Origin of the sequence: Citrobacter sp. BIDMC107 (assembly GCF_001037575.1) — a bacterium.
In the GTDB taxonomy this organism is placed as follows: Bacteria; Pseudomonadota; Gammaproteobacteria; order Enterobacterales; family Enterobacteriaceae; genus Citrobacter; species Citrobacter freundii.
The window spans coordinates 3417307-3441976 of sequence record NZ_KQ089848.1 but is presented as its reverse complement, the minus strand read 5'-3'; the positions used below and the strand labels follow the sequence as shown (position 1 = coordinate 3441976).

At 52.8% G+C, this 24670-nt stretch carries 18 protein-coding genes; 1 reads left to right on the top strand and 17 read right to left on the bottom strand.

What is annotated here, in order from left to right; all coding sequences use genetic code 11:
- Nucleotides 1–118 precede the first annotated feature (118 nt).
- From SK39_RS16090 to amiC, 5 genes are all read right to left on the bottom strand, one after another.
- The gene (locus SK39_RS16090; RefSeq protein WP_003840930.1) at nucleotides 119–715 is read right to left on the bottom strand and encodes a fimbrial protein; all 597 of its coding nucleotides are present in this window, start codon (nucleotides 713–715) and stop codon (nucleotides 119–121) included.
- Nucleotides 716–727: 12 nt separating this feature from the next.
- Nucleotides 728–1276: a fimbrial protein gene (locus SK39_RS16085; protein WP_003840932.1), complete on the bottom strand. Its 549-nt coding sequence runs from the start codon at nucleotides 1274–1276 to the stop codon at nucleotides 728–730.
- 10 nt (nucleotides 1277–1286) lie between these two features.
- Nucleotides 1287–1844, bottom strand: coding sequence for a fimbrial protein (locus SK39_RS16080; RefSeq protein ID WP_003840934.1), 558 nt, complete (start codon nucleotides 1842–1844; stop codon nucleotides 1287–1289).
- A gap of 61 nt (nucleotides 1845–1905) precedes the next feature.
- Entirely contained in the window at nucleotides 1906–2475 is a 570-nt protein-coding gene (locus SK39_RS16075) for a fimbrial protein (RefSeq protein ID WP_016150922.1), read from the bottom strand.
- 373 nt (nucleotides 2476–2848) lie between these two features.
- Nucleotides 2849–4102, bottom strand: coding sequence for an N-acetylmuramoyl-L-alanine amidase AmiC (amiC, locus tag SK39_RS16070; protein ID WP_003840937.1), 1254 nt, complete (start codon nucleotides 4100–4102; stop codon nucleotides 2849–2851).
- 234 nt (nucleotides 4103–4336) lie between these two features.
- Here amiC and argA point away from each other — a divergent pair, with 234 nt between their 5' ends.
- Nucleotides 4337–5668, top strand: coding sequence for an amino-acid N-acetyltransferase (gene argA / locus SK39_RS16065; RefSeq protein ID WP_003034012.1), 1332 nt, complete (start codon nucleotides 4337–4339; stop codon nucleotides 5666–5668).
- A 124-nt stretch (nucleotides 5669–5792) separates the two neighbouring features.
- Here the strand turns inward: argA and recD are convergent, their stop codons facing one another.
- From recD to rppH, 12 genes are all read right to left on the bottom strand, one after another.
- Nucleotides 5793–7622 carry an exodeoxyribonuclease V subunit alpha gene (gene recD, locus SK39_RS16060; RefSeq protein ID WP_003846475.1) on the bottom strand — a complete coding sequence of 610 codons (1830 nt, stop codon included), beginning with the start codon at nucleotides 7620–7622 and terminating at the stop codon, nucleotides 5793–5795.
- Complete coding sequence (gene recB / locus SK39_RS16055) at nucleotides 7619–11164, bottom strand: exodeoxyribonuclease V subunit beta (RefSeq protein WP_048217193.1); 3546 nt, start codon at nucleotides 11162–11164, stop codon at nucleotides 7619–7621. Before recB ends, recD begins: the two co-directional genes overlap by 4 nt.
- Nucleotides 11157–14045 carry a pitrilysin gene (ptrA, locus tag SK39_RS16050; RefSeq protein ID WP_048217192.1) on the bottom strand — a complete coding sequence of 963 codons (2889 nt, stop codon included), beginning with the start codon at nucleotides 14043–14045 and terminating at the stop codon, nucleotides 11157–11159. The genes recB and ptrA overlap by 8 nt, the downstream gene beginning before the upstream one ends.
- A 179-nt stretch (nucleotides 14046–14224) precedes the next feature.
- Nucleotides 14225–17593, bottom strand: coding sequence for an exodeoxyribonuclease V subunit gamma (gene recC / locus SK39_RS16045; protein WP_048217191.1), 3369 nt, complete (start codon nucleotides 17591–17593; stop codon nucleotides 14225–14227).
- Nucleotides 17594–17605: 12 nt separating this feature from the next.
- Nucleotides 17606–17929 carry a prepilin-type N-terminal cleavage/methylation domain-containing protein gene (locus SK39_RS16040; RefSeq protein ID WP_003846470.1) on the bottom strand — a complete coding sequence of 108 codons (324 nt, stop codon included), beginning with the start codon at nucleotides 17927–17929 and terminating at the stop codon, nucleotides 17606–17608.
- Nucleotides 17914–18321 carry a DUF2509 family protein gene (locus tag SK39_RS16035; RefSeq protein WP_032937462.1) on the bottom strand — a complete coding sequence of 136 codons (408 nt, stop codon included), beginning with the start codon at nucleotides 18319–18321 and terminating at the stop codon, nucleotides 17914–17916. The genes SK39_RS16040 and SK39_RS16035 overlap by 16 nt, the downstream gene beginning before the upstream one ends.
- The gene (locus SK39_RS16030) at nucleotides 18318–18881 is read right to left on the bottom strand and encodes a prepilin peptidase-dependent protein (protein WP_032937461.1); all 564 of its coding nucleotides are present in this window, start codon (nucleotides 18879–18881) and stop codon (nucleotides 18318–18320) included. Before SK39_RS16030 ends, SK39_RS16035 begins: the two co-directional genes overlap by 4 nt.
- Nucleotides 18872–19342, bottom strand: coding sequence for a prepilin peptidase-dependent protein (locus SK39_RS16025; protein WP_003033993.1), 471 nt, complete (start codon nucleotides 19340–19342; stop codon nucleotides 18872–18874). Before SK39_RS16025 ends, SK39_RS16030 begins: the two co-directional genes overlap by 10 nt.
- 183 nt (nucleotides 19343–19525) lie before the next feature.
- Nucleotides 19526–20320 carry a thymidylate synthase gene (thyA, locus tag SK39_RS16020; RefSeq protein ID WP_003033990.1) on the bottom strand — a complete coding sequence of 265 codons (795 nt, stop codon included), beginning with the start codon at nucleotides 20318–20320 and terminating at the stop codon, nucleotides 19526–19528.
- Between the two features lie 6 nt (nucleotides 20321–20326).
- Entirely contained in the window at nucleotides 20327–21202 is an 876-nt protein-coding gene (gene lgt, locus SK39_RS16015; RefSeq protein ID WP_003033987.1) for a prolipoprotein diacylglyceryl transferase, read from the bottom strand.
- A 188-nt stretch (nucleotides 21203–21390) separates the two neighbouring features.
- Nucleotides 21391–23637, bottom strand: coding sequence for a phosphoenolpyruvate--protein phosphotransferase (gene ptsP, locus SK39_RS16010; protein ID WP_003033984.1), 2247 nt, complete (start codon nucleotides 23635–23637; stop codon nucleotides 21391–21393).
- A 12-nt stretch (nucleotides 23638–23649) separates the two neighbouring features.
- A complete protein-coding gene (gene rppH, locus SK39_RS16005; protein WP_003033982.1) occupies nucleotides 23650–24180 on the bottom strand; it encodes an RNA pyrophosphohydrolase in 531 nt (176 codons plus the stop codon).
- Nucleotides 24181–24670: the final 490 nt, after the last annotated feature.

The following is a 24670-nucleotide window of genomic DNA, read 5'->3' as shown; positions in this document are numbered from 1 at the left end:
CAAACACGCAATAAATAGCGAACATGAATACCTTTTCATATAAATCCCTTTGACAGAAACAATATTTTTACACTATGCAAATCTGATATATAAACCAACCAAATATATTTTAGCTATTTTATTCAACATTAATAATTACGGTAGCATCGGCAGTAACAATGCCCGCGCCGGGCGTACCGTAGGCGATATAACCGACTGAATAGGTTGACGCCCAGTTAAAGCAGACTCGTTCACCTTCCTCTAATTTATAACAACGGCCGCGATCTACATATTCATAATCTTTTCGGCTACCCGTCTGGAAATTCACGACTGAGCCCGGTGGTGTTGATTGATCCTGTACCAGGAAACCAACGTTTACCGCGCCTGATAAGGCGGTATTTTTTAACGCATAGGTTGCAGGGTCGGTCTCTCCGCTCGTCACCCAACGAATATTCGGATAATATTGTTCGGCCTGAGTGCACTCAGAACGTATAGCGAAACTCTTTTGATGCAGCGCGCCTGAAGTCGCCCCCTGAAGTTCCTTCAGGGAAGCCGTCTCTAACGCAATAGTGGTGCTGCTCACGCCATCCACCTCGACCCATACTTTACATTGTGTGGGTATAGGCTCGACGAAAGCCGAAACAACAATTTCAGGCGTCTGTACCGTGTCGTAAACCGGCGCTGCACCATAAACACAGAAAGCCATCAGAGACAAAAGGAATGGTAAATATTTCATTTTCTTCCCCTGTTACTCAAATGTGGCAGTAAACATAATAGAAGCTTGCAGGAAACCGTAGTTCACGTTCACACCGTAAGGCACGACACCCACTATAAAATTAAAATCAGCCCTTTTTACATCGCCATCCTGGACAAGGGTCTGCGTATTTTCCGCCGTGCTAAAATCAATCATCATATTCTGATCGGTATCTTTAAAAACGAAGCCAAACTGATTATTTCTATCTTCAGATTTTATTGCGAGGGTGGCGGCATCAACCTCCTGCGATGTACTTATTTTTCCTGTCACTGTTGACGCCTTATATCCGGACGGGCAGGAAACGCGGAAATAATAATCTCCCGCATTCGATACCCAAGTAATATCACCTATGGCTGGCAGAGTATCGATCACGAGCCCGCCGACATAAAGAGCACTTAATGGTGTTCCCGTGTAGGAATAAAGTTCCACCTTACAAGTTAACTCCGTCACCCGACCGGTAAATTCATATTCCACCGTATCGGCAGCACGCGCTGAATTAACCCACGCCAGCCCAGACAGCAGCAGAACAATTAATTTATTCACAGACGCTCCGTCAGGCATAGGTCAGGGTAAAGGTCGCCGCCGCATGTACGTCGCCCTTTTCCGGCACACCATAAGGCATATAACCCACTTCAAACTTAAATGAGGCGCTGTCCTCATTGCTAAAAGCTAACGTGAACTGCTGCGTTGCACTGAAATCAACAACAGTATCGGTAATTTTATCTTTAATTTGTAGGCCGACATATTTTGCGCCAGTCGTATCGGTAATCGTATTTTTTAAATGAACAGAAAAATTGGAACCTTCGATCTCCCCGTCAGTGGTAAATTTTCCCGTCACTTCATGCCAGTTTGAAGGTGAAGAACAACTGACATTAATCGTAAATTCCTTCGGCGAAACAGGAAAGCTTCGTGCATCATGTAATGCCTGTGTGGTCACCTCCTCCAACGCTATCGAAGTACCGTCTCCCGGCGTTTGTACGGTACAGGTTGTGCTATAAATACGCCCCTGCACAATAAGTTCCGCATCAGGGGCAACCGCAGCCAGCGCCCCTTGCCCGTTTAACAGACCGAATATCATCAGGAGCAACAATAACGGTTTTCCTTTACGCATACGCCCTCCCTCCTGGATGAAAAAGCAGGGCTCAACGGCCCTGCCTGACATTATTTTGATATTACTGATACGTTGCGATAAACATGGCGTCAGCTGCAACCAGACCGCCGCTGACGGTGCCGGTTTTCAGGTAGCCAACGTTGTAGTTAAACAGCATTGGCGCCGCAGTATCGATCACTTTCGCCTGGCGATCCGCGGTGGTAAACGTCTGGACTGCATTGCTGCTGTCTTTGTTTTGCACCTGGAAACCAACCCCTTGCGCACCCGCAGCAGAAACGTCGGTGTTATCCAGCGCAGAAGTGCTGGCATTAACCGCTGTTCCTTTTGCAGCCGCCAGATAGCCTGTTACAGTGGCATAGCTCGCACCGGTAATTTTGTCTTTGGAACCCTGGGCCGTACAATCCAGAGAGACTGTGAAGTCTTTTTTCATTACCGAGTCAGTGGTGGCTGCCGAGACGGTCTTAACGTCAGTCGGATCCAGTTGCACTGAAGTTCCTCCCCCTAAAAGCGCTGCCGTACAGATGTTAGTCTGTACTTCACCGGCAAAGTGAATATCCGCAGAGTCCTGATCGCCCGCAAAAGCGCTTCCTGCAAATGCCATAGCAATGGCTGCAATAGTAAATTTTTTCATTTTTTTCCCTTGGTGATAAATATCCAATACCATAATTTATGGTGTCTGCATTCCTACCAGAGGTGATGCGATAAAATTATATCCCAAGTGAAGAGACACTATGTGCCAGAAAACATCATTAGATTTATTTTTAGGAAAACATCAATATGAAATAATTATCAGTTAATAAATAAAATAACACCACCAAATAATTAAAAATAAACTTCAAACAGATGTATTAATTTTAAAATTATATAATCAACAAGATACTTTATGAATATATGTTATCTGTAATTTATCCGATAATAATAAATGAACCTGTAAATAGTCCTACTATAATATTTCGTCCTGGACAATCATTCGTTATATCGCATCAGAATGCCAGGACGTGTATTTATCCCCTTCTCGCCAGCGTCGCCCCATCGGCAAAATAGGCTTTAATCCCTGCCAGAATCGACTCTGCAACTTCCTGCTGGAAGGTCGCCGTTTTGAGTTTGCGCTCTTCCTCAACGTTACTGATAAATGCCGTTTCGACCAGAATGGACGGGATATCCGGCGCTTTCAGTACCGCAAACCCGGCCTGTTCAACTTGGTTCTTATGCAGGTTGTTGATTTTACCAAGCTTATTCAATACCGCTTTACCAAACTTCAGGCTGTCGGCGATGGTCAGCGACTGCACCATGTCAAACATGGTGTGGTCGACGTAACGGTCACCGCTCTTACTGACGCCACCAATGAGATCCGAGGCGTTCTGGGTCTGCGCCAGATATTTCGCTGCGGTACTGGTCGCGCCTTTGGTCGAGAGCGCAAACACCGAAGAACCGCTGGGTTGTCGACTGGTAAAGGCATCGGCGTGAATAGAGACAAACAGGTCTGCGCGCTGCTTCTGCGCTTTTGCCACACGGACTTTAAGCGGAATGAAAATATCTTCATTTCGCGTCATAAAGACCTTCATGTTGCCCTCTTTCTCTATGAGAGCTCGCAGACGGCGGGCAATCTGCAGTACCACATCTTTTTCACGCGTCTTGTATTTCCCCACCGCACCGGAGTCTTCCCCGCCGTGGCCCGGATCCAACATAATGACAATGGGGCGATCGCGTCCCGCTTTGCCCGGCTGTGGGCCACTCTGCGCAGGCGGTACCTGTTTATCCAGATCGCCCCTGTTGTAATCTTCCAGCAATGCCAGCAGCGGATCCTGAACATCCTGGGCATTTGCGGGATAGAGATCCATCACCAGACGTTCTTTAAAGCCCGCCACCGGTGCCAGGGCAAAAAGTTGCGGCTTCACATTCTGTTTCAGCTCGAACACCATCCGTACGGTCTTTGGATCAAACTGGCCAACGCGCGCCGACTTAATATACGGATCGTCAGGACGAATCTGCGCTCCCATGCCCTTGAGCACCGAATTCAAATTAACGTCTTCAATATCCACAACCACACGCTCAGGATTACTCAGGGCAAACTGTTTGTATTTCAGCAGACGGTTAGATTCTACCGTGACGCGGGTATAGCTGGACGCAGGCCAGATACGTACGGCAACGACCTGACTCGCGGCAGCCAGACCCACCTGGCTGACGCTTAAAAGCCACATAGCACCCGCACCTTTCAGTAAACGGCGGCGACTGATTGCTGAGTTGGATCCCGACATGCTTCTCCCGAGCAAAAGAAATCTTTTTAGAGGTAATACGTAAAACGTCCGAATTGACAGGAAACTTTAGCGAATGACGCATAATCTGTCATCTATAAAAGGGTAAACATTCTTTTTATATTCACGGTATTACTGATAAAAATCTTCAGCATGGGTAAAAATTACGCTTGCGCACAGAACCAAAACAGAATAAAAATACACAAATTACGAATAATCATGCAATGAGGGTGTGCCGTGGTGAAGGAGCGTAGAACCGAACTGGTACAGGGATTCCGCCATTCTGTTCCCTATATCAATACCCATCGGGGAAAAACGTTTGTCATTATGCTGGGCGGTGAAGCCATCGAGCATGAAAACTTTTCCAGTATCGTCAATGACATTGGTCTTCTTCATAGCCTCGGCATCCGCCTGGTCGTGGTCTATGGCGCTCGACCGCAGATTGATGCCAATCTTGCGGCGCATCATCATGAGCCGGTGTACCACAAAAACACGCGCGTCACCGATGCGAAAACCCTGGAGCTGGTCAAACAGGCTGCAGGGCTACTTCAGCTTGATATTACCGCCCGCCTGTCGATGAGCCTGAATAATACGCCATTGCAGGGTGCACACATCAATGTGGTCAGCGGTAATTTTATTATCTCCCAGCCGCTGGGCGTTGATGACGGCGTAGATTACTGCCATAGCGGGCGTATTCGTCGCATCGATGAAGATGCCATTCACCGCCAGTTAGATAGCGGCGCGATTGTGTTGATGGGCCCGGTCGCCGTTTCCGTCACTGGTGAGAGCTTTAATCTGACGTCAGAAGAGGTCGCCACGCAGCTGGCTATCAAACTGAAGGCAGAGAAAATGATCGGTTTTTGCTCGTCTCAGGGTGTCACCAACGATGATGGCGATATTATTTCCGAGTTGTTTCCTAACGAAGCTCAGGCTCGCGTTGAGTTGCAGGAAGAGAAAGGCGATTACAGCTCCGGTACGGTGCGTTTCCTGCGCGGAGCAGTGAAAGCCTGTCGCAGTGGCGTACGCCGCTGCCATCTGATCAGCTATCAGGAAGATGGCGCCTTGTTGCAAGAACTGTTCTCCCGCGACGGCATCGGTACGCAGATCGTGATGGAAAGCGCCGAGCAGATCCGTCGCGCTACCATCAACGATATCGGCGGGATTCTGGAGCTTATCCGCCCGCTGGAACAGCAAGGTATTCTGGTCCGCCGCTCGCGCGAGCAGTTGGAAATGGAGATCGACAAATTCACGATTATTCAGCGTGATAACCTGACTATCGCCTGTGCCGCTCTGTACCCTTTCCCGGAAGAGAGAATTGGCGAAATGGCGTGCGTAGCGGTACATCCGGACTACCGTAGCTCGTCGCGCGGGGAAGTGTTGCTGGAACGGATCGCCGCGCAGGCCCGGCAAATGGGGCTGAGCAAGCTGTTCGTGCTGACCACGCGCAGCATTCACTGGTTTCAGGAGCGAGGCTTCACGCCGGTAGATATCGACCTGCTGCCGGAAAGCAAAAAAGAGATGTACAACTATCAGCGGCGGTCAAAAGTGCTGATGGCGGATTTGGCATAGGCGTGGTTGCCGGATGCGGCATAAAATTCGCTGGCACATCTTTGGTATGCAGATCGTAGGCCTGATCAGACGCGATAGCGTCGCCATCAGGCACACAGCCGGATGGCGCTGACGCTTATCCGGCCTACATCATGCCATCATTAAACAACGCCGACAATCCGCTGCGGCGTTCGGTTCGGGTGGCAATGGCGCCACTCAATATCCGCTCATCGGCATACAGCGACAAACGACGGCGCGCGCGGGTAACGGCGGTATAGACCAGTTCGCGAGTCACCACAGGTGAATGCTGGTTGGGTAAAATCAACGCCGCGTGGTCAAACTCAGATCCCTGCGATTTATGCACCGTCATTGCCCAGGTGGTTTCATGTTCAGGCAAGCGGCTGGGCTGAACCGATTTGATAGAACCGTCCGGCAGCGCAAACCACACCCTCAGACCCTGCCCACGATCCAGGGCAATGCCAATATCACCGTTAAATAATCCCAGCGAACTCTCATTGCGCGCGATCATCACTGGCCTTCCTTCATACCAGCGGCTATGCGTCGAACGGTGAATTTTGCGTTTTTGCACCATCACCTGCTCAATGCGTTCATTCAAACCACCCACGCCAAACGGACCTTCCCGCAGGGCACACAATAGCTGATACTCATTGAAGGCCTGAATGACAGCATCCGGCTCGGCGCGCTCGCGCAGTAAATCCAGATAGTGACCATAACCCGCTAGCGCTTCCTCCAGCATCGCAGCGTAATCTTCGCTGCTGTGCAGAGCGCGTTTTTCGATGTCGCTAAATCCCTGCTGGAAGACCGTTTTTATCGCGGCTTTGTCACCACGATTAATCGCCGCAGCCAACTGACCGATCCCGGAATCGCTACCGAAACGGTAGCTCTTTTGCAGCAGGCACAAACTGTCGCGCAGAGCAGCCGCCTGAGTTCCCGAACCAGCCGGAATAGTGGTTTCAGTCAGGCGACTAAGCTGGCGGGCACGCTCCGGGGTAAAACCATCACCGACGAAAGCACAGATATCCCCCAGTACCGCCCCCGCTTCAACAGAAGCGAGCTGGTCGCGATCGCCCAGAAAAATCACCCGCCCGTGTGGCGGTAGCGCATCGATAAGGCGCGACATCATCGGCAAATCGATCATCGAGGCTTCATCCACTACCAGCACGTCAAGATGCAGCGGGTTTCCTGCATGATGCCGCAAGCGTTGGCTACCAGGCTGAGCGCCCAATAAGCGGTGCAACGTACTGGCATCATCGGGAATGCGTTTCTTTTGCTCATCAGTCAGCGGCAGTTCTCGCAGCGCCGCGCCCAGCGAGGCGGTCAGACGTGCTGCCGCTTTTCCCGTGGGCGCCGCCAGACGAATACGACAGCGTTCACCGTCCGCCATCTGAATCAACGCCGCCAGAAGCCTCGCCACCGTTGTTGTTTTTCCGGTCCCCGGCCCACCGGAGATCACCGATATACGACGGGTCAGCGCGACAGCAGCGGCCACTTTTTGCCAGTTAACGCCTTCAACGGGCGGAAACAGCGCTGCCAGCGTGTGGGTCAGCCGTTGTTCATCCACCTCAATGGCGTAGTTAACTTCACCGAAAAAGCGCGCCACCGCGCGTTCGTTATGCCACATCCGGTTCAGATACAAACGATCGCCGTACAGCACCAGCGGTGTGGGCTGCTCGCCACGGCTTACCGCCCCGGAGGCCAGCAGGCATTCCGCCCAGTCTTCGGGCTCTCCCGCTTCAGCGAGCCAGGCGCTTAACAGAGGATGGGCGTCCTCACTTCGGGATAGACGCGAAAGCGGTAAGCAGACGTGCCCTTCTCCTGCTTCACGGCTGAGCAACGCCGCTGCCAGCGCAACGGCAGGGTTATCATTTCCGGCAACCGCCAGCGCGAACTGGGCATCCAGAGGGCGGAGCTGCTTTTGCTCAACGGCTTCCAGTAATCGTTTCTGGATTGTCATGACATCTCCTCCAGCGGCACACCGGCAAACAACTCGTCCATCAAAGCGATCAACTCTCCGTCAGGTCGGGTCGCATAAATTCCCTGCTGCGGATTTTCACGGTCAACGCCACGCAGGAAGAGATAGATAACGCCGCCAAAATGGCGTTCATAATCGTAATCAGCAATGCGATGGCGCAAGTAGCGATGCAGCGCCAGGGTATAAAGTTGATATTGCAGGTCGTAGCGATGCGCCTGCATGGCAGAGGCCATCGCCTGCTGCGTATAGGCGGAGCTGTCTTCACCCAGCCAGTTCGATTTGTAATCGAGCAGGTAATAGCGCCCCTGATGGCGGAATACCAGGTCAATAAAGCCTTTTAGCATGCCGCGCACCTGCATAAAGTCCAACGCAGGGCACCCCGCCGAGAGCGGATCGTACTGGCGAATCAACGCATCAAGTTGGCTGGCCATCAGCGGCTGCGAAATCGGCAGATAAAACTCCATCTCCACCTGTTTTTCTCGCGCGGAAAGCTGACTCAAACTCACGCCCGTCTCGTTGAGAGGTGCCTGCAAAATGGCGTCCAGCCATTCGGTCAAAACCGGCGTCCAGTGCGCGTCATAACCGCCCAACGCCAGTTGCTCCTCGACCCAATGCGGATCCACCGGTTGCGTAAAATCGAGATTTTCAAACAGGCTATGCAAGAACGTACCCGGCGAAGCGCCGCGCGGGAACTGATGCGGTGTGAGTCCTGATTCTTCAATAACCTCACCGACGCCTGCGGCATCGATATCCAATCGCGGGATCAGATCCTGCGCAATACCATGTCCACGCTGTTGCAGACCGGAATAACTGGTCACGCGCCAGCTGTCGCCGGGCGTACGCTGCAGTATTTTTGCACTCAGTTCATTGCTAACAGACTGCGCAACCTGCCAGGGTTCGCCGTCAGGCTGCGCGGGAATCTGGCAGGCAATATCGTCGCAGCACAGCGCTTCAATCGCGCCACGCAGACCCGCGGCATCCATCGGCTCACCTTTTTGTAACAGGCGACCAAGGGCGCTCTGATGCACATCGGTATCCCCTTTTTTATCGCCCCGACGTCGTACCAACGGCGCAACGCCAAGGCTGCAGTGCCATACCGAACGGGTTAGCGCGACATACAGCAAACGCAGGTCTTCCGCCAGACGTTCCGCTTCTGCCAGCTCAACGCTCTCCTCGGCATCGCTGAGATCCAGCACCGCTTCAAAGGAGCTGCGATCGTGGTAGAAAGCCTGATCCTGGACGCGGAAATTGGTGATAAATGGCAGCCAGACCAGCGGATATTCCAGCCCTTTCGATTTATGGATGGTGACGATTTTAACCAAATGCTTGTCGCTTTCGAGCCTGAGCTGCTGACTGGACGCATTGCTGTCGGGTTCAAGAATATGCTGGGACAACCAGCGCACCAGCGCATGCTCGCTTTCCAGCTGCGAGCCCGCTTCCTGCAACAGTTCGCTGATATGTAAAATGTCGGTCAGTCGACGTTCGCCCCCCGCCGTCGCCAGCAGGTTCTCCGCAATCTGGCGGGCAGCCATCAGCGCGCGCAGCATCGGCATCACGCCGCGTTTATGCCAGATCTGACGATAACCATCGAACTCCTCGACCACCGCATCCCAGGCATTTTCGTCATTATTTAACGCTTCAAGATCCTGCGCATTCAGCCCCATCATTGAGGTCGCCAGCGCGCTACGCAGCGTGTTCTCACGCTCCGGCGTCATCACCGCCTGCAGCACCCACAGCAGCTCCTGCGCTTCCAGCGTTTCAAATACGCTGTCACGGTTAGAGAGGTAGACGGAGGGAATGGCCAGTTGCGTCAGCGCATCGCGGACCAGCGCCGCTTCCTGGCGGCTACGTACCAGTACGCTGATGTCCGACGCGCGTACCGGGCTGGATGCTTTGCCACTGACCAGTTGCGCAGCGCCAGAATGTCCGGCCTTAAGCCAGTCGCGAATTTGCGTGGCGCACACCTGCGCCATGTTGTTCTGATAGTCGCCGACGCCACAGCTTTCCCCTTCCATCAGCCACATACTCATGGCTGGCTGCGTTTCACCGTGTAAAACAAACTGAAGCGACTGGTTTTTTTCTGCGAATTTTACCGGGCTGAAGGGGATTTCGCGGAACATAAAGGCGTCGTCCATCTGGCTGAAAAGCGTATTCACGCTATTGACCATGCCAGGGGCCGAACGCCAGTTGGTATCAAGCGTATAGTGTGCGCTGACTTCGCTGCGCGCCTTCATATAGGTGAAGATATCCGCGCCGCGAAACGCGTAAATCGCCTGTTTTGGATCGCCAATCAGCAGAAGTGCGGTATCCGGCTGATGCTGCCAGATCCGACGAAAAATACGGTACTGCTGCGGATCGGTATCCTGGAATTCATCGATCATGGCAACCGGAAAACGGGTGCGAATAGCCGTCGCCAGCGCATCGCCGCTTTCACTGCGCAACGCTGCATCCAGACGGCTGAGCATATCGTCAAAACCCAGCTCGCCGCGGCGGCGTTTCTCCTCGGCAACCGCCGCGCGGATCTCCGCCAGCGCCCGGGTGATCACCAGATCGCGCAGGGTTAACGGTTCGCTAAGCAGTTCATCAATAGCAACGAAAAGCGGGTGCTGAGGAGTTATCCCGCCCGCTTTGGTTCGCTCTTCTAAAAAGCGCTGGGAGAATTTCTCCAACGCATCAGGCAACTGATAGCTTTGGGTTTCTTCCTGCGCCCATGCGCTGATCTTTTCGATCCACTTACCCTGGTTAGCGCGATTAAATTTACGCCGATCGATCCCGGAGGCTTCCAGCAGACCATCCAGCTCATCAACAGAATCACGCCATTGCTGCTTGATCTGGTTAATGCGTGCAAGAATTTGTTCATGCCGGGAGGCCAGCGTTTCGTCATCGGGCGGAGGAGCCTTGATAACCGGTGCTTCCCCTTGCAGATAGCGATCGATATCTCTCAGCAGCGCCTGCGGCCCTTTCCACGTTTCAAAAACCACCTGCGCAATGTCGCGGGGCAACGGGTAGCAGTGCCGACGCCAGAAGTCCGCGCAGGCCTGATAGCGCAGCAGCGATTCATCCTCTATCAGCTGCTGTTCGAACAGCATGCCAGACTCAAAGGCGTTAAGGCTGAGCATACGCTGACAAAAACCGTGGATGGTAAACACCGCCGCTTCATCCATCTGTCTTTCAGCCAATAACAGCCACTGAGCAGCCTGTTTTTTATCGGCAATTTCATCTAACAAACGGGCATATAGCGGGTTGTCGGTGGTTTCACGCAGGCAGGCAATTCGCAGTTCATGAATGTTGCTACGAATTCGACCGCGCAACTCTTCGGTAGCCGCCTCAGTGAAGGTGACTACCAGCAGTTCTTCGACGGTCAGAGGACGAGGAAAGGCGGCAGAGCCGCCCAGTCCAAGCAGTAAACGTAAATACAGGGCGGCGATGGTAAAGGTTTTACCGGTGCCCGCAGAGGCTTCAATCAGACGCTCGCCCGTCAGGGGCAAACGCAGTGGATCAAGGGACTCAGCGGCATCATTCATTCTTATCACTCATCAGGGGTAAGGTTTGCTGCAACGCGCTGACGGTCTGCCACACTTTCCAGCCTTCCGGGTGCACATATTCTGCTTGCCCGTTCTGACTGCCGGAAACCTGTGACAATATCGCCATGCCTTGCGGCTCAACCACCGCCTGATGGAAGAAGTCGGCAAGTTTTTGCGGCGTCAGCAGTTTAATCTGAGCCACTATTTTATCACGTGAATCGAAGCGCATATTGCCGCGATCAAAATCTTTGCTTAACTGTGAGGCTTCTGCCCCCAGCGTTTGCGGCGCCTGCAGCATTTGCGCAATAATCGCCTGCTGAATTTGCGCGAACTCTTCAGGTTTCATCGCCCGCAGCTTCGCTTCCGCCGTCGGGAAGAACGCTTTATAACGCTCCCAGAGGTAAGACGGCTGCTTATCACTGCTTTGCAGCAAGAACCCCATTCCCCACTGACGGCCAACGCTCATCGGGAAAGCAAATACGGCGTAACCTAACTGTTCTTCAGTACGCAGCTGATTGTAGAACCACGGCTGAACAATCTGCCCCAACATGGCGCTGTAGGCTGAACTGGTGTATTCATCGTATCCGGTTGGCACAAATACCGCCGCCAGTGCTGAATCCGTGCTGCTGCCTGCTTTTTCAAAGATGACGGACTGCTTCTTGTCCACCACCACATCTTTGTTGCGACACCACTGTGACCCGTTCGCACCAAGCTGTTTTTGGATATCCCGCGCCATGCTCGTTGTCTGAGCTTCGCTCATATTGCCAATGACCAGGAATTCAGGTCGCGCACCGGTTTTTAAAGCGTCGCGGTAGGTCATCACCTCTTTCAGGGTGATGGAAGGCAGCAGCTGACGGCGCTCATCACGTGAAAAATAAGGCACCTGAGAAAGCATCTGCACCGGCATAATAGCCTGATCGTAGGCTTTACCCTTTTCTGCGGAATCCATCATCTGGGCATACCAGGATTTCGCCTGTTCCAGTTGTTCATCCGTTGAGGTATAGCTGAAATAGCCGCTCAGCAGCGCCTGAAAAAGCTGCGGCAAACGTTGGGTGTAGCCGTTGGCGTTAAGCATCAACCCATTGTTAGCGTTGGTAGAGAAACCAATTCCACCTACCGATGCCTGGTTACTTAACTGATCGAGCGCAATCCCCGCCAGGTAATCGTTAAGTGCGAATAAGACCTGGTTGCGGGCGCTGTCCATGGCTTTCGGGTTACGCAGGATCACGCTGACGTCAGCCTTCGGCTCGCTGGCAAAGTACTGGCTCGGGGCATACACCACGCGTAAATCCGGCTCATCAACAATCAGCTCCGGATGAGCATATTTTTTATCCGTCTTAATCAGCGTGAAATCATCCGGAATGTAGGGGTTCACCTCCGGTAACGACAGCGCAATGCCCTGTGCTTTTTGCTGCCAGTCGGCAAAGGTTTTGTCGCTGATTTTATCCACCTGGTAAGGCGCATCGACAAAATAAGCGGTTTTATTATGCGGCTCTTTCGCACTGATATACCAGATACGCGCATTCTGCGGCGTCATCATTGCCAGACGTTGCTCAACAGCTTTCGCATCGTACTGGTCAGCAATATTCACCGCATCCAGCGTATGCTCGACGGGAACGCGGATCATGGTATCAGCCAGCCATTCCACGTAGTCCATATCACGGGTGATGGAGGGATAACGGAAATCGAGATCCAGCACATGCGCCAGCTCGTCAAAATAGCGTTTATCGACGCCTTTCTCGCGTAACAAATTGAGGTAGCTAAAGATTGCCGCGACAACTTCATCGCGATTCGCCAGCCCCTTGTCGGTTAACGTCGCGGAAATGGCTAACACGCCGCTGTTCCCGTTGACCACCGGATCGGAGTCTGCGCGAATACCTTCAACCAGGCCCTGCTTTTGCAGCCAGTCAGACAATGTGCCCGGACTACGATTGCCAATCAGGTAGGTCACCAGCTCATCGGTTTTACTGCGGAACTGCGCGCTGTTGTTATCGATACGAAACTCGACGCGCAATACTTTACGCGGCATTGCCGGAACATAGTGGATGATGATGCCCTTTTGCGCATCAGTGACGACCGGTACGGTAATTTCAGGCTTTTCGATATTTCTGTTCGGCACGCGCCCAAAGGTGTCAGCCGCTATCCGCGCCAGCTCTGGCAGCGGTTTATTGCTATAAATCACCGCCTTCATCAGGTTCGCGGAGTAGTACTTTTCATGAAATTTTTGTAACGCCTGTACCACCGGGTTGCCCGGTTTGTCGCTTAATGTCTCTAGATTCCCGCCAGAGAAACGCGAGCCAGGGTGCGCCGGGTTGATAGTCTCAGCGCTCACCTGCGCCATACGCATCCCGTCTCGGGTACGCGCCAGCGTCAGCTCGGAGTTAACCGCGTTACGCTCACGGTCGGCATATTTTTTATCCAACAATGGATCGGCAATAGCATCCGCCAGGCGATCCACCGCCCCCACCAACGCGTCGTTTTCGACTTCAAGATAGAAGGCCGTACGATAAGGCGCAGTGCTGGCATTGTGGCTACCGCCGTGCATTTTCAGAAATTCAGCCAGGCTGTCCGGCTGCGGGTATTTTTTCGAGCCCATCAGGCACATGTGTTCGAGATAGTGCGCCAGCCCCTGATGATCGTCCGGATCTTCCAGCGAGCCCACGGGGACTACCAGTGCAGAAAGGGATTTCACGGCCTGAGGATCGGATACCAGCAGCACAACCATGCCGTTATCAAGGCGCACGGCCTGATACTGACGGGTATCTTTCTCGCTTTTACGGATGGTTTCAGCTAAAGGCTGCCAACCGGTATCTGCCTGACTTACGGGAACCCAAAGGGCGACGAACAACAGTAATGCGCTGAACCAGGTGCTGCGGGGCATTCACAAACCTCATCATTAACGTATTCACCTGTTCACTACAAACCACGCATAAATACATGGTCTGAACAGGGCAAGACTATGTGCTGAACGAGCCAGCATCTTCTCTTTGTAAGAATCAGTCCGTGACAGAATGCGCATCATAGTGGAAGCTATCGAATTGCGCAATTTTTATACAACCATCATGACTGATTGAAGCGAAAAATCGGTAACAGGTAGCGTTGAGACTGTAAAACAATAGTCTCCAGCGTATCAGCATCCAGTTGACGCCAAAGACGCTGATACCAGATATCATCACCTTCGCCACGTATTATCATGTTGCCTTCATAGGCTTGCAGAAACTTACTGCGCGCTTTTTGCAACGTTGCATCGTCATCTAACATGGCATCATTTGCGGCGTCATAACAGGTTTTTATCCATGCACCGCCGCTTTCGGGCAATACCAGCAATGGTGACGACATGCCTTCCCGATACCCCTCAATGAGTTGCGACAGATATAGCAACGCCTGTTCTGCATCCAGCGGCGGAAAACGCCATTCCCCGTCTTTACGCAGGAATAATCGGCTCTCTCCCGTACCGCCACTCGCACAATAGACAAGATGTTCCAGCCAAAGTTGCACGCCCTGCGCAATGCTGATCAAAGATGGGCGCCAGCGCAACAAACCGTCCTCTTGTACCTGCGGCAACCAACCGGTGATTTGTACGCCGTTACAGTTAAGATCGATTTCCATGCTCTGACAGGGCTGACGACAGGCGATAATACGCTCAGCAAGCGACTGCATCTCCTGACGCTGCGTATCCCACAGAATTTCGCCAAACGGCCCATAGGGTAGCGTGCCCGCCGCGCGAAAACGGCGGAACAGTCGTTCAGCGTCGTTCTCTTCAACCAGTGTATTAAGCAATTGCTGATTAAGCTGATAGCGGGTTAATCCTTCAAGGGTGAAAGGCTCCGTGTCCGGGATCTCACTCTCTTCAGAGCGGAAGTTGACCCTCAAACGCATCTGGAAAAAGGCGCGTACCGGATGTGCCCAAAATCGCTGCAGTGTTTCCAGCGTCAGTGTTTCTGGCATTTCAAAAGGAAGAGGCTGCACAAAATCCGTGTGCGCTTTTCCTGACAGGCTCGCCGCAGGTAGCCATTCCCGGGCATAGCTTTGCTGTTCGCCCGGGAGATAATTTTGCGCATCAAAGGGCATACGGGTATGCAAACGGGTAATGTGCGCTTTTACCCTTGTCTCGCTTTGATCGCAGGTCAACAATTCGTCACCCGGCAGATAATGGCTTTGCCCAATGTAGTCCATCAGTTCTTGCACCAGCACCGACGGGAAGCGCTCGCTGTTATCCTGAATCGAGCGGCCAATGTAGCTGATGTAGAGCGTCTGCTGTGCCGAAATCAATGCTTCGAGGAACAGATAGCGGTCATCATCACGACGGCTGCGATCGCCCCGCATCGGTTTTTGACTCATTAAATCAAAGCCCAGCGGCGCAAGCTGGCGTGGATAAACGCCATCGTTCATACCCAGCAGGCACACCACTTTGAACGGAATGGAGCGCATCGGCATCAGCGTACAAATGTTAACGGGACCCGCCAGGAAGCGCTGGCTGATGCGTTCCTGATCAAGGCGCTGGGCCAGCTCATCACGTAACAGAGAGAGCGGTATAGCATCGCCGTACTCGGCCCCTAAACCTTCGGTGATAATAGCCTGCCACTGCTGTTCAATCAGCGTCATCGCCGCTTCGGTATCCGCGTCCGGCAGGAAGAAATCATTAAGCATTTCCCGACAAACAGGTAGCCACTCTTCCAGCGGTCGTTCCTGCGCTAACCCTCTACGCCAGAGATTAAGCTGCATCAGCAACGAGGCCAGATGTCCTACCAGCTCGGCAATCAAACCGCTGGACTCATCGTAAGGCAATACCGATTGCCACTCGCCCTGCGCGCTTTCCATCGCGTAGCCGAGCAGCATACGCATTAAACCAAATTGCCAGGTATGCTGACCTGTAGGCGGAAGTTCCAGTTCACGCACGTTATCGTCGTCAATTCCCCAACGAATCCCGGATTCATTGACCCATAAGCGAAGATAGCGCAACCCTTCTTCATCAATGTTGAAACGCGCCGCCAGCACGGGGACATCCAGTAACGCCAGGACATCCTCTGAGACAAAACGGCTATCCGGTAGAGACAGCAGACTAATAAAAGCCTGTAAGACGGGATGGGACTGGCGTGCCCGACGGTCGGAAATCGCATAAGGTAAGTAACGCTCGGCTGGTGCACTGCCAAAGACCGACTGAATGAATGGGCTGTAGCTGTCGATGTCCGCCACCATCACGATAATATCGCGCGGCGTCAGCGTTGGGTCCGCTTCCAGCATGGCCAACAGCCGGTCATGCAGAATTTCCACCTCGCGCTGTGGGCTATGGCAGACATGGAAAGTCACGCTGGTATCGTTCAGATCAAGCCGGCGTTTATTGTCACTACGGGAATATTCTTCCAGCGTGACGCCCGCCACGGCATGGCTTTCGAGTTCCAGAATATCCGATTGAATATTATGCAAAAGGTTGTCAGGCGTAATGTCGACAAACGCATCCAGTTCCTGACTATTTTCCAGCTCCGAAAGCAAATAAATGTAATCACGCCCCAGCTTGCCCCACGAGGCCAGCATCGGGTTGCCCACATCCTGTTCCCCATCGCTGTTAAATAATCCTTCGGCTTTCTGGTTATCACGAAACAGCGGCAGGTGCCGTTCTTCAAAGCTGTGCCGACGCTGACGCGCCATAAGCTTCGCCAGCCAGGCAGGATCTTTAATATCTCCCCAGTAGTAGCGACAAGGGTTGGTAAACAGCAGATGAATATCGATGTGCTTACCCAGCGCTTGCAATGCCTGCAAATAAACCGGCGGCAGCGCCGAAATGCCGCAAATAAAGACGCGAGAAGGCAGTCCCTGCGGGCACTCGGACGCGTTTTCCAACGTCTGAATAAATCGTTGGTATAAATTGGCACGATGCCAACGCGGCTGGCCCAACTCCGCGGTGTATTCCACCAGCGCTTTCCACAACGGTGCCTGCCAGGCCTGAGACTCGCCGAGTCCCTCAACCAGTCGCCCCGCTTCCCACTGGGTCAACCAGTCAGGGCGGTAGACTAAATACTGGTCGAAAAGGTCAGCCGCGCGCGAGGAAAGCTGAAAAAGCTTACGTTTATCGGTGTCGTCCGTCAGATAGTGGCGCAGCAATGCAAAGTCATCGCCATCCAGTAATTGCGGCAACAGCGTCATCAACTTCCAGCTCATGCTCTGTTTGCTGAACGCGCTCTCTTTCGGGATATCCGGCAGCACGCGCACAAACATATCCCAGATAAAACTCGCGGGCAGCGGAAAATCGATATTGGCGGCAATACTAAACTTCTGTGCAAGAGTCATTTGTAACCACTGCGCCATACCGGTACTTTGAACCAGGATCATCTCAGGCTCAAAGGGGTCGTCCAGCCGCTCGCGCTCAACGATAAACTCCATTAACGCTTCCAGCACATCCAGACGGTTGGAGTGGTAGACCCTTAACATAGCGACTCCTGACTACTGACGATTCGGGCAATGCAGACGCGTCATCTGACCCTGCCTGCCGAGGGGTGAAGAAATTATGACGTTGATGCTGACACATCCCGCTCTCGTTGTCTGCATTCGGTTAACCTGCCAGTTCACAGGCGATGAAAACTGGTACAGCTGGCTTTGCTGCCAGGCGTGACGCCAGAGTTGTTGATACTGGTTTCTGATAATAAAGCTGTTCATTAGCACCCGCTGGTATCCTGACAACGCGGTCACAATCATGATCATCAGTACCATTGCCAGCATCACTTCCGGCAGACTAAAGCCACGCTGACTGTTCAGGGGATCTGGCATAACGTCTGCTCCTTAAGCGGACAAAAATCGCTCCAGCCATGCGCCGAGAATTCTATGTTGCCATCAATAACCGCCCCCTGACGCCATAAAAATACTCCTTCATAGTGGGCGATTAGCAGCACGAAATTATTGGTAAGCAGGCGCAGGCAAACCGCGGCATTCTGCGTGGGATCGCGCCGACACTGTACGACGGGTTGTAAGCGCCAGGGTTGTATACGCCCCCATTCCATCGCGGATTGCACTACCGCCTGACGCTGCAGCGCCTGACTTTGTGTGACCACACGCGCAGCAAAACTAGCCTCCTGTCTGCTAACGCCTTCCAGCAGCAGACTACCGAGCACCAGCAGCAACAGGACCATTGCCAGAGAGGATACGCCTCGCTCACGGTTCACAGGTTGAATCCCGTAACGCTGTAGACCGCTTCAACAACTTTTTGTGGTTCGTCATTGCTCACTCCACGCAAACGCAGCGTAAGAAGCGGGGAATATCCGCTAAAATTCAGCCGTTCAACCTGGAATGCCTCAATCTGGATGGTAGTCTGATCGGTCATTTTCTCCCATCCTTTTCCAGTGCAGCCGGTGGCTCCACGCAGGGTTTCCAATACCTTGTCCTGTAAACGAAACCCGATAGCATCAGCCTCTTTCGCGGAACTGCTCTCCCAAACGCCGTTGCCGTTGGCATCCCAGCGTGCAATGACACAGTCCCCCTTAGCCGATATCACCAGTCCCTCTCCGACACAGTTTCCCCGGCAATACCCCGCCCGTTGAAGATGCTTCGCCACGGTGTAGGCCCGCTGCCATATTTCATCTTCCAGCGCTAACTGGCGCGTGTTACGCAGAATCTCTCGCTGTAGCGCCGGTAAAAATCGTGCCGAGCTAAGTAATAAAATACTGCTAATCGCCATGGCAATGAGCACCTCCAGCAGTGAAAATCCCCGTTCGTTTACTGACATAATCTGGCCTCATCGCGCTCACAAAGCCTGATTCGCCCCCAGCCAGACACCACCACGCGCCATTCCCCTGCCGCATTTTTCAGGCGTATATGTCCGGCCCATGCCGTATTGCGCAGTCCAAAAAAAGCCAGTGAAGGCGTGATATCTGCCATTTCGACATCAGCCCAGAGTGGCGCAAATATCAACGGTGAAACAGGCTGACACGAAGCTTGTGATGTCGCTGAGCTTGCCAGACACCATGTCCCCCCTTCGCGGAGTACGTTGATGACGTGATCACGATTACGCCAGTTAGCATCTTCACGCAGTTGCAGCAGGTAGTCCCGCACCTGGCAGGCGGTCTGCCACAGCCGCTGTTGTTGCTGCCAGCGCTGCCAACCATACAGCCCAGATGCACCAAGCGCCGCGACGATCAGCATCGCAATCAGGGTTTCGAGAAGCGTGTAACCTTGTTGTTTTTTCATGTCGCCAGTATGGCGTGAGGAAAATGAATAACGAGCGGGAAATTCGGTTTCTACGGCGAGCTACAGGAAATATTTGTCGCGTTGCAGACCGTTGCACTATTTCAGGAATGTTCGCCGAAGAACGTGATTTTAGACAAAAAAAACCGACGCTCACGGGCGTCGGTTGTGTCAGCATGAAGCTGGTTAGATAGCCACCGGCGCTTTAATACCCGGGTGCGGATCGTAGCCTTCAATTTCAAAGTCTTCGAAGCGATAGTCAAAGATAGATTCAGGCTTACGTTTAATAACCAGTTTCGGCAACGCGCGAGGTTCACGGCTAAGCTGCAGATGCGTTTGATCCATATGATTGCTGTACAGGTGCGTGTCGCCACCGGTCCAGACAAAATCACCCACTTCCAGATCACACTGCTGCGCCATCATGTGTACCAGCAAAGCGTAGCTGGCAATGTTAAACGGCAGGCCGAGGAACACATCGCACGAACGCTGATACAGCTGACAGGAGAGCTTGCCATCCGCGACGTAAAACTGGAAGAACGCATGGCACGGTGCCAGCGCCATTTTATCCAGCTCACCGACGTTCCATGCAGAAACGATAATGCGGCGAGAGTCCGGGTCATTTTTAAGCTGGTTTAACACGGTGGTGATCTGGTCAATATGGCGACCATCTGGCGTAGGCCACGCGCGCCACTGTTTACCATAAACCGGGCCTAAATTACCGTTTTCATCCGCCCATTCGTCCCAGATTGAGACGTTGTTTTCATGCAGATAGGCAACGTTAGTGTCGCCCTGCAAAAACCACAGCAGCTCATGAATGATCGAGCGTAAATGGCAGCGTTTCGTCGTAACCAGCGGGAACCCTTCCTGCAGATTAAAACGCATCTGATGACCAAAAATGGAAAGCGTTCCGGTTCCGGTACGGTCGTTTTTCTGTGTGCCTTCATCCAGCACTTTTTGCATCAGTTCTAAATACTGTTTCATGGTTCCTCAGGAAACGTGTTGCTGTGGGCTGCGGCGGTACGCCCAAACCATCATAATAATGCCTGCGACAATCATCGGGATAGAGAGGATCTGCCCCATGCTGATGTACTGTACCCAGGTGCCAGTAAACTGCGCATCCGGCTGGCGGAAGAATTCAACGATAATACGAAACGCGCCATAACCAATCAGGAACAGACCGGATACCGAGCCCATTGGACGCGGCTTACGAATGTACAGGTTGAGAATGATAAACAGCACAACACCCTCGAGCGCCATCTCATAAAGCTGTGAGGCGTGGCGCGGCAGCGAGCCGTAGGTATCAAAAATAGACTGCCATTGCGGGTTAGATTGCAGTAGTAAAATATCTTCGGTACGGGAGCCCGGGAACAGCATGGCGTACTTGAAGTTCGGGTCAACGCGTCCCCACAGCTCACCATTGATAAAGTTACCCAGACGCCCTGCACCCAGGCCAAACGGAATCAGCGGGGCAATGAAATCAGAAACCTGGAAGAACGAACGTTTGGTGCGTTTGGCGAAGATAATCATCACCAGGATCACACCGATAAGTCCACCGTGGAAGGACATACCGCCGTCCCAGACGCGGAACAGATACAGGGGATTATCGAGGAATAACTCGAAGTTATAGAACAGTACGTAACCAATACGCCCACCGAGGAAAACCCCGAGGAAGCCCGCATACAGTAAGTTTTCTACTTCATTTTTGGTCCAGCCACTGCCCGGGCGATTCGCGCGGCGCGTCGCCAGCCACATCGCAAAAATAAACCCCACCAAATACATTAAGCCGTACCAGTGAAGCGCGACGGGTCCGATTGAGAAAATGACCGGATCGAAATCCGGAAAATGCAGATAGCTACTGGTCATCTGTCACCACAAGTTCTTGTTATTTCGCTGAAGTCAGACAGCAATTGATAAGCGCGCCTGCATAATGCAGGCGCTCCAAAGGTGCGAATGATAGCACAAGGGGTTAGAAGCGGATGCCGGGAAGATGTAAAAGATCTGTATAAGTAATCTTTACCCCGTAATGCCTGATGACGCTACGCTTATCAGGCCTACAATCCTCCGCGAATCAATCCCCCCATGCCGCGGCGCTCCATAAAGGCCGCTACCTGATGGCGTACCTCAGCCGCCATCTGCGCTTCCAGGCTGCGCTGCGCCAGCGTTTGCGCCTCATCAAAATCGATATGACGCAGCAGATATTTTACGCGAGCGACAGAACGACCGTTCATCGACAAATGACGGAAACCCAGGCCGATCAGAATAGCCACGCACATCGGGTCGCCCGCCATTTCACCACACAGGCGTAAATCGATACCGCTTCTTTCGGCTTCCTGCGCAATCATCGCCAGCGCACGTAACATCCCCGGATGCAGACTGTCATAAATGCTGGCTACCCGTGTGTTGTTACGATCGACGGCCAGTATGTACTGGGTAAGATCGTTGGTTCCGACTGAGATAAAGTCAATCCGGTTTGTCAGATGCGGCAGCATGAACACCATCGACGGAACTTCCAGCATGATGCCAATGCGCGGTTTCGGGATCTCGTAACCGATCATCTCCTCCACTTCGCGTCCGGCGCGTTCAATCAAACGTCGCGCTTCGTCCACTTCATCAATGCTGGTTACCATCGGCAGCAAAATGCTGAGGTTGCCGGTTGCCGCGTTGGCACGCAGCATGGCGCGAACCTGGATCAAAAAGATCTCTGGCTGATCGAGCGTTATGCGGATCCCTCGCCAGCCAAGGCACGGGTTCTCTTCACTGATCGGCATGTAGGGCAGCTGTTTATCGGCACCGACATCCAGCGTACGTAGGGTCACCGGCTTGTCGTTAAACATTTGCAGCATGCCCTGATACTGCGCAACCTGTTCTTCTTCCGAAGGAAAACCGCTTTGCAGCATGAACGGGATTTCGGTGCGATACAGGCCAATACCGTCGATCCTGCTACCCAGCTTTTCTTCATGTTCCGGGCTGAGACCCGCATTGAGCATCACCTTCACGCGCTCGCCGCTTTTCAACTGTGCTGGCTGGTTGACGTCGTCTTCCGCCAGGCGGCTCAGCTCAATTTCTTCACTGATAAGACGCTGGTATTCCTGAATCAATACCGGTTCCGGATCGACCAGCAGTTCACCGCGATAACCGTCCACCACCAGCGTGCGACGATGCAGCACCGACGGCTGGATATCGGCCCCCATAACGGTAGGGATACCCAGCGCACGAACCATAATTGCCGCATGAGAGTTGGCTGCGCCGTCCCGGACAACCACGCCGACTAACCGGTCCTGAGGAAGCTCCGCCAGCGTGGTCGCCGAAAGTTCATCCGCCACCAGTACGAAGCGTTCCGGCCAGGCATTCGGCCCCTGGATAGAGTCGTCGAGGTGGAACAGCAGACGCTGGCCGAGCGCGCGTAAATCTCCGGCCCGCTCTTTGAGGTAGTTATCGCTCAGCGCGGCAAATTGTTCGGCAAACTTTTCAATGATCGTTTTAACCGCCCACTCGGCCACTGAACCGTTATCCACTTCCGCAAACAGCTCGCGGCGCAGACGGGTATCGGAAAGCAAGTGCGAGTAAAGATCAAAGATCGCCGCCGTTTCTTTCTGCGCCCCAGCGGTAAAACGCTTGCTGTAGCGGCGGAATTCGTTCGCCGCCTCTTCCAACGCACCGGTCAGTCGCTCGCGCTCAAGCACCGGATCCAGCGTTGAAGCCTGATAGACCTGCTCCATCAGCGGCAGCGTCGCATCCTGCCAGCCTTCAGCTATTGCCACGCCGGGGGCGGCAGGCAATGCACGGATGCGCGTTTGCCGGTATTGACCGAACAGCGCGTTTAGTTGCGACTGCGAAAGTATGGCCGCCATTTGCGTGGCGAGCGTGACGAGGAAAGACTCTTCACTTTCATCGTACTGACGCAGTTCACGCTGCTGCACCACCAGCACACCTAAAAGCTGGCGACGCTGAATGATCGGTACGCCTAAGAATGCACGAAAACGCTCTTCTTTTACCGAAGGTATGTATTTAAAGCTGGGATGTTTTTGCGCATCGGCGAGGTTGATAGGTTCCGCCAGCCTGCCAACCAGGCCAACGATACCTTCATCAAACGCGAGTGCGACAGTGCGACCACGTGGTTTTTTCAGTCCCCGGGTCGCCATGAGGTAATAACAACGTCGATCGTGATCGGCCAGATAAACCGAACAGACCTCTGTATCCATCGCAAGACAGATGTCGGTAACCAGTATATTGAGCGCTTCATTCAGACGCGGAGCACTGGCCACCTTTTCGACTATTTCGCGCAGGCGGGTGAGCATAATTTGCGTAGCTTAACCTCTTTTACGTCTGTACGCAGGTGTGCTTTGCGGCTTAGGAGTGCTCTCCTGAAGCGCCATGACAACACTTGCGAATTCTTTCATCACCCTGCGATAGACATCGCGTTTAAATGACACCACCTGTCGAACCGGATACCAGTAACTCACCCAGCGCCAGCCGTCGAACTCAGGTGTACTGCTGGTTTGCATATTGATTTCAGCATCGCTGCTGACCAATTGCAGAAGAAACCACTTTTGTTTCTGGCCGATACAAACCGGCTTCGTGTCCCAACGCACCAAACGTTTCGGTAACTTGTAACGCAACCAGTTACGAGTAGAAGCAAGGATCCGTACATCTTTACGACTGAGACCCACTTCTTCAAAGAGTTCCCGGTACATCGCCTGCTCTGCTGTCTCTCCTGCGTTGATCCCACCTTGTGGAAATTGCCAGGAGTGCTGACCAAATCGCCGGGCCCACATGACCTGCCCCTGGCGGTTACAAATTACTATCCCTACATTCGGGCGGTAGCCATCGTCATCAATCACCGGACTACCTCAACATAAACCTTATATACAAACGATTGTTTCACACTCCTGAGGGGCGGTAAACCACTCTGTTAAGGGTGCGATATTCTAATAACAATTGAATAACTCACAGTTAAAGGCCGAGTTATAAACAGAAGAAGGGCAAGCAAGGCGATTTTATTCACCTTTTCTGTGGATATAGTTGTGAAGAAGTACGGAATTACTATGGGAAAACCCAGAACAGTCCGAATAAGACATTCGTCACAGAGTAAAAATAGTCTTATACATTCATAAAGTTAAAACTGATCCACGCAGATAAACACACAGAAATGTGATGTACATCACTCATACGATCTTCACGTTGATGAAAGATCGACCAGCGTCGGTTTTATCCACAGATTATGCCAATAAGTTAGGCACAATTTGTGTGAAAATTCGATTTTCGTCGCACGTCAAGGCTGTAAATTGAAACAGTAGTGGGGGTTTTTCACAGTTATCCCATCTTTCTGTG

Coding starts and splice junctions, on each gene's coding strand:
- SK39_RS16080 (WP_003840934.1), bottom strand. CDS start 1,844: ATGCGTAAAGGAAAACCGTTATTGTTGCTCCTGATGATATTCGGTCTG.
- lgt (WP_003033987.1), bottom strand. CDS start 21,202: ATGACCAGTAGCTATCTGCATTTTCCGGATTTCGATCCGGTCATTTTC.
- thyA (WP_003033990.1), bottom strand. CDS start 20,320: ATGAAACAGTATTTAGAACTGATGCAAAAAGTGCTGGATGAAGGCACA.
- ptsP (WP_003033984.1), bottom strand. CDS start 23,637: ATGCTCACCCGCCTGCGCGAAATAGTCGAAAAGGTGGCCAGTGCTCCG.
- ptrA (WP_048217192.1), bottom strand. CDS start 14,045: ATGCCCCGCAGCACCTGGTTCAGCGCATTACTGTTGTTCGTCGCCCTT.
- SK39_RS16025 (WP_003033993.1), bottom strand. CDS start 19,342: ATGAAAAAACAACAAGGTTACACGCTTCTCGAAACCCTGATTGCGATG.
- SK39_RS16040 (WP_003846470.1), bottom strand. CDS start 17,929: ATGCCAGATCCCCTGAACAGTCAGCGTGGCTTTAGTCTGCCGGAAGTG.
- SK39_RS16090 (WP_003840930.1), bottom strand. CDS start 715: ATGAAATATTTACCATTCCTTTTGTCTCTGATGGCTTTCTGTGTTTAT.
- recB (WP_048217193.1), bottom strand. CDS start 11,164: ATGAATGATGCCGCTGAGTCCCTTGATCCACTGCGTTTGCCCCTGACG.
- recD (WP_003846475.1), bottom strand. CDS start 7,622: ATGACAATCCAGAAACGATTACTGGAAGCCGTTGAGCAAAAGCAGCTC.
- SK39_RS16030 (WP_032937461.1), bottom strand. CDS start 18,881: ATGTCAGTAAACGAACGGGGATTTTCACTGCTGGAGGTGCTCATTGCC.
- recC (WP_048217191.1), bottom strand. CDS start 17,593: ATGTTAAGGGTCTACCACTCCAACCGTCTGGATGTGCTGGAAGCGTTA.
- SK39_RS16075 (WP_016150922.1), bottom strand. CDS start 2,475: ATGAAAAAATTTACTATTGCAGCCATTGCTATGGCATTTGCAGGAAGC.
- amiC (WP_003840937.1), bottom strand. CDS start 4,102: ATGTCGGGATCCAACTCAGCAATCAGTCGCCGCCGTTTACTGAAAGGT.